Annotated in this window: 7 protein-coding genes and 1 pseudogene; 3 read left to right on the plus strand and 5 right to left on the minus strand. The window is 69.2% G+C overall.

What is annotated here, in order from left to right; translation table 11 throughout:
- Positions 1-418: 418 nt before the first annotated feature.
- Both MFF30_RS18900 and MFF30_RS18905 read right to left on the minus strand, forming a co-directional pair.
- A complete protein-coding gene (locus tag MFF30_RS18900; protein ID WP_373320941.1) occupies positions 419-1,879 on the minus strand; it encodes an LTA synthase family protein in 1,461 nt (486 codons plus the stop codon).
- The gene (locus MFF30_RS18905; protein ID WP_238281021.1) at positions 1,876-3,822 is read right to left on the minus strand and encodes a capsular polysaccharide export protein, LipB/KpsS family; all 1,947 of its coding nucleotides are present in this window, start codon (positions 3,820-3,822) and stop codon (positions 1,876-1,878) included. Before MFF30_RS18905 ends, MFF30_RS18900 begins: the two co-directional genes overlap by 4 nt.
- Positions 3,823-4,094: 272 nt before the next feature.
- Here MFF30_RS18905 and MFF30_RS18910 point away from each other — a divergent pair, with 272 nt between their 5' ends.
- Genes MFF30_RS18910 through MFF30_RS18920 form a run of 3 tightly spaced genes read left to right on the plus strand, consistent with a single transcriptional unit; the run spans position 4,095 to position 7,046 of the window.
- The gene (locus MFF30_RS18910; protein ID WP_238281022.1) at positions 4,095-5,402 is read left to right on the plus strand and encodes a capsule polysaccharide biogenesis protein; all 1,308 of its coding nucleotides are present in this window, start codon (positions 4,095-4,097) and stop codon (positions 5,400-5,402) included.
- A 31-nt stretch (positions 5,403-5,433) separates the two neighbouring features.
- Positions 5,434-6,201, plus strand: a complete 768-nt coding sequence (locus MFF30_RS18915; protein WP_238281023.1) for an SDR family NAD(P)-dependent oxidoreductase — start codon at positions 5,434-5,436, stop codon at positions 6,199-6,201.
- Positions 6,198-7,046 (plus strand): formyltransferase family protein, encoded by an 849-nt coding sequence (locus tag MFF30_RS18920; RefSeq protein ID WP_238281024.1) that lies wholly within the window; start codon positions 6,198-6,200, stop codon positions 7,044-7,046. Before MFF30_RS18915 ends, MFF30_RS18920 begins: the two co-directional genes overlap by 4 nt.
- A 9-nt stretch (positions 7,047-7,055) precedes the next feature.
- On the opposite strand, the gene ettA is transcribed toward MFF30_RS18920, so the two are convergent.
- The 3 genes and pseudogenes from ettA to MFF30_RS18935 form a co-directional block, all read right to left on the minus strand.
- Positions 7,056-8,708 (minus strand): energy-dependent translational throttle protein EttA, encoded by a 1,653-nt coding sequence (gene ettA / locus MFF30_RS18925; RefSeq protein ID WP_238281025.1) that lies wholly within the window; start codon positions 8,706-8,708, stop codon positions 7,056-7,058.
- 259 nt (positions 8,709-8,967) lie between these two features.
- Positions 8,968-9,288, minus strand: a complete 321-nt coding sequence (locus MFF30_RS18930) for a hypothetical protein (RefSeq protein WP_238281026.1) — start codon at positions 9,286-9,288, stop codon at positions 8,968-8,970.
- Positions 9,289-9,300: 12 nt separating this feature from the next.
- Positions 9,301-9,587 (minus strand): annotated as a pseudogene (locus tag MFF30_RS18935) (DNA/RNA non-specific endonuclease); the annotation flags it as partial.

The raw sequence follows: 9,587 nt of genomic DNA on the forward strand, positions 1-9,587 counted from the left end.
ACGTCGGCCCCCTCCACGATCGCGCTGGTCGTCGGACCCGCCGCCGGCAGGATCGACGAACAGCCGGAGACGAGGCACGCTGCCAGGGCCGCGAGGCTCGCGTTGCGAATCATTGTCACTCTCCCACAAGCCGGAGCCGCGAGACGCGACGACCCGGCGACGACGCCCGCATGGCTCGAGGCGCGCGGACGGCGCCAGCATCACTTCTATTGCGCCGGCCTGCCCGCGAGGGCGCCGCCGGGAAGCAGTCGAGGGACCGCCGGGCGACCGCGCGAGTGGCCGCCGCTCTACCCGATAGCGCGCAAACGCTGCGATCGGTTTAACGCATCGTCCAGACGTTCAAGGTCGGCTTTCCGACGGATGGGCCCTGCCGATCCTGTCGGGCAGCATTGCGTCACCAGGGTGGCAAAGCCACGCTTCAGGCGCCGGTGTCGGAAGCAAGGCATCCGCGAAGCTGTCGCCCGAGGGCATCGGCGCTCAGATCGCGGCGCAGCGGCGCGACGGCCTGGCCCGGCCCGAACCGGAAGATTGCGTAATCCGTCGCCGTGTCGCCGAAGCCTGGACGGCAGTTCGGTAGCGCGGGCGCATGGTCGCCGAACACGCAGAGGATGGCATCGAGGCCTTCGAGGCCGTCGACGAGACGTTCCACCGCGAGGCCGGTGTTCTTCACGTGCGTGAGGTACTGCGACAGGGGATCGTCGATCCCCGGAAGGCGGCCCGGCTTCCAGGGCCCGTGGTTTTCCATGGTGACGCAAAACAGGAAGAGCGGCGTCGAACGCCCCCGCACCTCCGCCAGCACCCGCTCGGCCAGGGCGAGGTCGGACACGTAGGGCCCGACCCGGGGCGCGTCGCCGAACGCCTCCTCCATGATCAGGCGATCGAATCCGAGGCGCGTCACGACCTCTGCCCGGTTGAAGAAGTCGCGATGGAAGGGATGCACGAACAGCGTCTCGAACCCGGCCTCGCGGGCGCGGGCGGGCAGGCTCTCGGGTTCGCGCCCGCCATGGGTGAGGTAGGGGTCGAAGAGGCCGAAGCCGAGGTCTCCTGCGTCACGCCCGGTCAGGACCGCGTGCTCGGTGCGCATGGTGTAGGCGCCGTGGGCGGGGACGCGGAGGCGCCCATACTGGGCGGCGCGGCGTGAGACCATGTCCATCAGCGGCAGCGGCGGGCCGCCGAGGCGCCGCGGATCGACGAAGGATTCGAGCTGCACCACGACCAGCACGCGATCTCGGCCGGGAGCGACACGAGGGGGCGGAGGTATCGACTCTCCGCGTCGCAGGACCCGCCAGCGCAGGGCGTATCCGATGATCGTCGCAGGCAGGCCGAAGCGGGCGACATCCGCGACGAGAGCCGGGGCCGGGAACAGCCGCGCCGAGGCACGCGCCGCCGGGCCCTCTGCGGAGAGTGCCACGAGGGTCAGGAAGCCGAGCGGCAGGGCGAACAGCGCCAGCACGGCGACGCTGGGCTCGACCGGCAGGATCGTCGGCTCGATCGCGTACCACGCGCCGACCAGCACGAGGGCGACGAGGATCGGCCCGGCCATGCGCGGGTCGGTCAAGGGGCGGGTGTAGTAGAGCTCCGGGTGCCTCGGGACCTGCCGCAGCAGGGCGAAATCGCTGAACACCAGGGGCTCGCCGATGATGGTGCGCTTCAGGCGGCTGACGATGGTGAGGATGAGGATTGTGAGCACGCAGGAGGCGCCCGCCAGCCAGGGCCGCCACGAGAACTGAAACCAGAACGCCATCACCAAGGCGTAGCCGAGAAAGCGGATGGCCAGGTCGGCCGGGCGCCGGCTGACCGGGCGGGCCGAGCCGCCTTCGACGGCCTCGATGACGAGGGAGAGCGCCAGGGCGAGGCCGAGCGATGTGAGCAGCATCATCGCAGGGGTGAGCGCCTCGGTTCGTCGGCCCGGGGAACGCCGCGCTTGCGCCGGAGCCGTCGGACGAGCGGGTTCAGGACGGCGTAGCGGGCGCGCATGATCAGGTGCGCGGGCCCGCTGAGCGCGAGGCGCGTCGGCCCGGCGGCGTCGCGGGCCGCCGCGAGCCGGTCGAGGAGTTGCTCGGCCGAGCATGGCTTCATCGCGACCGGATCGAGGTAGAGGGGGTAGAGCAGGAGGGTGCCGGCTACCAGCTCATCGAGGGCAAGGCGACGCCCGCGATCGGCGCCGGGTGCCAGATCCTCGCTGAGGCCCCAGCCCGCGTAGAACGGGCGCCCGTGAACCGCGACGGTCAGACCACGGATCAGTGCCTCGAACCCCGCCAGCGACGTCATTGTCTCCACGTGGTGGGCGCGGTCGAGAAGATCGACGATGGAGAGCCCGCCGACGATCCGGTTGGCGAGCCCGAGCGCCTCATCCTCCGGGATCGCCCCCGGACGAAACCCGGCCTCGACGTCGGGATGCGGCTTGTAGAGGAGGAACGCATCAGGGTTGCGGACTCGCGCCGCCCGCAGCAGGTCCCGGTTCGACCGCACGACCGGGGAGCCGTGCATCACCGAGGCGTCGTCCTCGACCTGCCCCGGTACCAGCACGATGCGCCGGTCGGTCGGCCAGGTCCCGGCGTCGCCGGTGAGGCCGACATTGTACTTGCTCAGGCGACGCGCCACCACGCTCTCGCGCAAGGCCCGCGCCCGGGCCACCAATTCCGGCGGGAAGGTGGCGTTGCGCAAGATGACGGCGAGGCGGCTCTCGGTGCGCGGATCGTAGTAGATGCCGCGATCGTCGACCACGATCGACGCGCCCGGCTGCAGGCTCGCACCGAGCCCCACCGAGCGCAGGAACCCGTCTTCCATCCGCGCCAGGGGAATCCCCTCCTCTGCGCACAGGGTTGGGAGGCGCTCCGGCATCCGCGTGGCCCAGGCAAGGATCCGGCCCTGCCGGAGAAGCGCGGCCGCGACCGCATCCTCGGCGGTCATGGTGTGCACCGGATCGCCGTAGGGGCCCCGCGTGAACACGTCGATGGCCGGTCGCTTCCAGCGCGAGATACCGACGAGAACCGTGGGCCGGTCGTTCTCGGCGAAGCGATCGCGCAGCCACGCCACGCGTTCGAGACATTCGACGAAGGGGATCGGCGTCTGCGTCCAGGGATCGAAGTAGTGAAGGCCGGCCCCGTAGCGCCGCCGTGCGAGGTCCGCTGCCGTGGGCGCCGCCTCCGGCCGGTCCAGGCAGACGACCTCCGCATCGGCGAGCCGGGCCTCGCAGGCGTAGGCCCAGTCCGACACGAGAACGCGGCGCACGCGCGGAAACAGGGCCCAGGGATCGACCGGACGGCTGACGACGCGCAGGCGCGGCGATGGCACTTTGAGAAAGGCCGGACATCCCTCGCTGCCGGCCACCACGAAGTCATCGTCCGGAAATCGGCGCGCCACGGCCTGGAGATATCCACCAAGGTGGGTGGGAGAGCGCGCGAGCGCGCCCTCGATCAGAATCATGGAGGGTGCGACGAGGCCGCCCAGAAGATCGCCGACCGTCTTCTCGTCGAAGCGCCCGAATTGGTTTCGCCCGAAGACGCGGAGCGCGCGAAGGGCCGCGAGGTCGACGAGACTCTCGCCGAACGGCGTGTCGCGCCAGGTCAAGCGCAGGCTCGCCAGACCGCCGCGCGGTGTGTCGTAGGGTGACAGCAGCGGTCCCGGCTCGACCTCCAGAGGCGGGCGACCCAATCGGGACGCCGCCCGCACCAACCCGTTCCGCCCCCAGGTGACGGGGACCGACCCGGGGTGCCAGGGCGCGACGAAGGACGATCCGGTTGCCCGCTCGATCTGCCCGCGCAGGGTCCGGATGGTCCGCCCCGTGGCGGTGAGCTTTGGCGGCAGGTGCGAAGGCATGGTCCCGAGGCGTGGCGATGGCTGGATGCTGCCTTACCACCTTCCCGTGACACGCAGTGAGACCGCCGCGAACATTCTGTCGTCTCAGTGGTCATGACGAAGTAACCGGCGACGCATCTGTGGATGATTTCGTTGCAACGAAACCACAGGGGCGCGGAAATCTTGTGCAGCCCCATCTCCGCCCAATTGCTGGGATGTGAGTGCCGTGCGACGGAATTTCCCGTGGCAGGTGGCCCGCAGGTTGTGTGGGCGCAGGAGCAGGCGTCTCAGGAATGCTTCAGCCCTTCGCAGAGACACATCGCGATGGACCAGCGACCTTTCTCTTCCTTCAGGGGATCGCCTCCCCGTTCTTCGCGGACCTCGGCAGCGCGCTGAAGGCTCGCGGACACAACGTCCGGCGCATCAACTTCTCGACCGGAGACTGGCTGTTCTGGCGCCTGCCCTCCGACAATTATCGCGGCACCTTCGCCGATTGGGGCGACTACGTCGCGGCCTATATCCGCCGCCACGGCATCACCGACATCATCCTGTTCGGGGATTGCCGCCCCTACCATGTGGCCGCCACCGCAGCCGCCGAGCCCTTCGGCGTCCGCCTGCACGTCTTCGAAGAGGGCTACCTGCGGCCGAACTGGATCACCTGCGAACTCGGTGGCGTGAACGGCCACTCGCCGTTGCCGAAGACCGCGGACGAGATCCGAGCCGTCGCCCGTCGCCTACCCCAGCCGGGACGGGCCATGCCCTCGAGCGGCGACATGGCCCGCCGCAGCATCTGGGACGTAGCCTACAATATCGCGAATTTCGGCTTTCCGTACTTCTTCCCGTATTTCCGCTCGCACCGGCCGCACCACATCGCGGTGGAGTATGCGGGCTGGATCCGGAAGTTCTCCCGCCGGTCCCGGACCCGGCGCGACGCGGCGCACCTCAACGAGGCCTACAAGGCCATCGCGGCGGACTATTTCCTCCTGCCGCTGCAACTCGACAGCGATTTCCAGATCCGTGTGCATTCCCCCTTCCTCGGGGTCGAGGCCTTCATGGACCGGACCATCGCGTCCTTCGCTGCCCATTCGGAGGCGCCGACCCGGCTGCTCATCAAGCTGCACCCCCTCGACAGCGGCCTGATCAACTGGCGCCGCTATGCCCGGCACTCGGCCAAGCGCCACGGCGTCAACGACCGCCTCGACATCATCGACGGCGGCGACCTGCCCCGGCTGATCGCCGGCGCCCGGGGCGTCGTGCTGGTGAACAGCACGGTCGGCATGCTCTCCCTCGAACTCGGTCGGCCGACCTATGCGGCCGGCAGTGCGATCTACAACATGGCGGGCCTGACCCATCAGGGCGGGATCAACACGTTCTGGACCGCGCCGATCCCGCCGGATCCCGAGTTGATGTCGGATTTCCGGCGCGTGGTGCTGCACCGCTCGCAGGTGAACGGCGGCTTCTTCTCGCGTCCGGCCATCGCGCGGGCCGTGGCGGGCACGATCCCGCGCCTGGAAGCCGCCCTCTCCGCCGCCGCGCTCGCCGCCGCCTCGGCGGTCCGCGCGGAAGCCGAGCCGACCCAGGAACTCGCGCCGGTCTATTGATCCCGGCCGCGCGGGCGGGCTAGCAGACGCGATGTCCGTCACCCTGATCACCGGCGCGTCGAGCGGAATCGGCGCCGCCCTCGCCCGGCACTATGCCCAGCCCGGCGCAACCCTGATCCTGCATGGCCGGGACGCGCCCCGCCTCGATGCCGTGGCACAGGCGTGCCGCGACCGGGGAGCCCGCGTCGAGACCGAGCGCCTTGACGTCCGGGACCGGCCGGCGATCGCCGCCTGGCTCAGGGACCTCGATGCCCGGCGGCCGATCGACCTCGTCATCGTCAATGCGGCGATCAACGGCGGCGACCCGGGGGGCGACGTCGAGACCGAGGCCATGGCCTTCGAGACGGTGGATGTGAATCTGGTGGGTGCCCTCAACGTCGCCCTGCCCTGCGCGACGCTGATGCGGGCGCGTGGGGGCGGACAGATCGCCCTCGTCTCCTCGCTGGCAGCCTTCGCGCCGCTTCCCGACGCGCCGGCCTATAGCGGCACCAAGGCCGCCCTCCTCGCCCACGGTCTCGCCCTGCGCGAGAAATTGAAACCGTACGGAGTTCGCGTCAATGTGGTGACGCCGGGCTACGTGAAGACCGCGATGGGCAGCGAGTACCAGGGCTGGCGTCCGCTGGAGATCAGCGCGCAGGATGCCGCCGCACGCATCGCGCGCGGTCTCGCCCGGGACCGGGACATCGTCGCCTTCCCGTGGATCCTCGCCGCCGCCGCTCGTGGCGCGGCCCTACTGCCGGAATCCCTGCGCCGCCTCGGAATGAGCGGGTTCAAGTTCAAGATCCGGGTCGGCCGGTGAGGCGCCCGCGCCTTGCGCTGTTCGCCCTGGAGGCCCTGCCGAACGCCCGTGCCGTCCGCCGCTTCGTGACGGACCATGCCGCCGAGATCGCCTTCGTGGGCCTGTCCAATGCCGAGCGGCCGAGTTCGGGCGGGTTGAGCGGGCAGATCCGGCGACATCTCGCGCGCTCAGGCCCTGCGATCCTGCCCTATCTCGGCGTCAATTTCGGGCTGCCCGATCTCCTCGCACCGGTCTCGCCGCTGACGCGCCGTCTGACCGGCGCGGGCCCCGGGGCGATGCCCCTGAAGGCGCTCTGCCGAAGTCTCGGCATCCCGACCCTGAAGGTTGACGACGTCAACGGCGCGGATGTCGGGCAGGCCTTCGAACGGCATGCCCCCGACCTCATCGTAACGTTCCACTTCGACCAGATTCTTTCGGGCGCGACCCTGGCGCTGGCTCCCCTCGGGGGCCTGAACGTCCATCCCGGTCTCCTTCCGCGCCATCGCGGGCCGGTGCCGACCATTCATGCGCTGGCCGAGGCCGAACCGGCCTTCGGAGTGACGATCCATCGCCTCGCGGTGACGATCGATGCCGGGGCGATCCTGGCCCAGGACGCGGTGCACCTGAGCGAGGCCACCACCGCGACACGCGCCTCCGTGGTGCTACACGAGCACGGGCGGCGCATGCTGGACAAGGCGCTCGCGGACTTGGCCGAGGGCCGGCTTCCCGAGGGCACGATCGCGCCGATTCTGCCCTACTGCCCGTTTCCCGACCGGGATCTGCTGAGGAACCTGCGCCGTCGCGGACGCAAGCTCACGGACGGGCGGGACCTGAAGGACGCCCTGGCGCTCAGCGCCAGGGCGTAGGGCGACGGCTTACCGCGAGAACTTCTTGTACTTGATCTTCTTCGGCATCAGCGAATCGGCGCCGAGGCGACGCTTCTTGTCCTCCTCGTAATCCGAGAAGTTGCCCTCGAACCACTCCACATGGCTCTCGCCCTCGAAGGCGAGGATGTGGGTCGCGATGCGGTTCAGGAACCAGCGATCGTGGCTGATGATCACGGCGCAGCCCGCGTAATCCTCCAGCGCCTCTTCGAGGGCGCGCAGGGTCTCCATGTCGAGGTCGTTGGTGGGCTCGTCGAGGAGGAGCACGTTCGCCCCGCCCTTCAGGGTCCGGGCGAGATGGACGCGGTTGCGCTCACCGCCCGAGAGGGTCCCGACCTTCTTCTGCTGATCCGAGCCCTTGAAGGCGAAGGCGGCGCAGTAGGCGCGGGAGTTGATCTCGCGCTTGTTGAAGTAGATGATGTCGTTGCCGCCCGAGACTTCCTGCCAGACCGTGGCATTCGGATCGAGGGCGTCGCGCGACTGGTCGACGTAGCCGAGATGGACGGTCTCGCCGACGGAGATGGTGCCGCCGTCCGGCTTTTCCACACCGGTGATCATCTTGAACAGGGTCGTCTTGCCGGCACCGTTGGGGCCGATCACGCCGACGATGCCACCGGGCGGGAGCTTGAAGGACAGGTCCTCGATCAGCAGGCGGTCACCGAACGCCTTGTTGAGATGCTCGAACTCGATGACGTTGTTGCCGAGCCGCTCGTCGATCGGAATGACGATCTGCGCCGAGGCGTCGATCTTGTCCTGGGATTTCGCCACCAGCTCCTCATAGCGGGTGATGCGGGCCTTCGACTTCGACTGGCGCGCCTTCGGCGAAGCGGCGATCCACTCCTGCTCGCGGTTGATCGCGCGCTGGCGGGCCATGTCCTCGCGGCCTTCCTGCTGAAGCCGCTTCTGCTTCTGGACCAGCCAGGCCGAGTAGTTGCCCTCGTAGGGGTAGCCACGGGTCCGGTCGAGTTCGAGGATCCAGCCGGTGACGTTGTCGAGGAAGTAGCGATCGTGGGTCACGATCAGGATGGCGCCCGGGTACTGGCGCAGGTGGCCTTCGAGCCAGTTCACCGTCTCGGCGTCGAGATGGTTGGTCGGCTCGTCGAGGAGCAGCAGTTCCGGCTCCCAGAGCAGCAGCTTGCAGAGGGCGACGCGGCGGCGCTCGCCGCCCGAGAGCGTCGCGACCGGCTGCTCGTCGCTCGGGCAGCCCAGGGCCTCCATGGCCTGGTCGACCTTGGAATCGAGCTCCCAGAGATTCTTGGCCTCGATCTGGTCCTGGAGGGCGGTCATCTCGTCCGCCGTCTCGTCGGAGTAGTTCATGGCGAGTTCGTTGTAGCGGTCGAGCAGCGCCTGCTTCTCGGCGACGCCCTCCATCACGTTCTCGCGCACGGACTTGTTCGGATCGAGCTGCGGCTCCTGCGGCAGGTAGCCGACCCGCGCGCCCTGCGCGACGAAGCCCTCGCCGGTCCAGTCCTTGTCGATGCCGGCCATGATCTTGAGCAAGGTCGACTTGCCCGAGCCGTTGATGCCCAGGACGCCGATCTTGGCATCCGGATAGAAGGACAGGTTGATGTTATCGAGGACCTTCTTGCCACCCGAATAGGTCTTGGTCAGACCCTTCATGTGGTAGATGAATTCGCGCGCCATGGTGGTATCCTTGTCGTGTCGGCGGTCCGGCGCGCCCTGCGCCTCGACCATCGGAATCGTCGCGTACGTGGTCCCGCGGCTGCACCGATTCGTGCAGGCCTGCGGACCGCGCGGAATGCGCCGATGCGGACGGACATCGGGCGCTCGCCATCGTCGCACCGCATCGCGTGAGAGTGTTGCGCCGGAGTATCAGGGCGGCGACCGACCGGCAAGAACGGGGACAGCAAGAACAGTTGCGAGATCGGCGCGGGTCTTGGTCTCAGGCGAAGGGGTTCTTCACCGTCTCGGTCGGCCGCACGGTCTCCGCGACGGCATCGGGCAACGGCGCCCCTTCCAGGGCCGCCACGATGGCGGCAAGCGTCGCGGCGAGCGCCCTGGCCCTGTCCAGACCCGCCTTGTCCCGCGCGATGTCGAGGCTGCCATGAAGGGCGATCCGGTCGGTGCCGTTCTCGATCGCGAGGTCCCCGATCGTCCGCACCGCCGCGTCGTCGGCGAAGGGCACGAAGGCATCCGGCCCCGCCCCAGAGCCCTTCCCAGCCTCCGTCCGCTCGGAACTCTTCCGCGAACCTGATTTCGGCATCTGGGCATCCTCCTAGAAGATGGCACGCATGACGGCACGCCAGAGCTGCCGAAGGGCGCGATGCAGCTCGGTCTTTGCCCAGGCTTCGAACGAGTCCGGTTCCGGCGCGCGGCGGCGCGCACGCTCGTCGCCATCGGGCTCCCCCCGGGAATAGGTGCGTGGCTCCGGGAGATCCATGGCCCGGCCCTTCGCGGCCGGCGCAAGGCTTGGAAACACGTCGAGGCCGGAGGCCTCGCGCAGGGCGTCGAGGGAGACGGCCCGCCAGGGCGGGTCGTCGCGATTCGCGACGAGGTAAGCGC

It is taken from the genome of Methylobacterium goesingense (assembly GCF_022179225.1).
Lineage (GTDB): Bacteria > Pseudomonadota > Alphaproteobacteria > Rhizobiales > Beijerinckiaceae > Methylobacterium > Methylobacterium goesingense.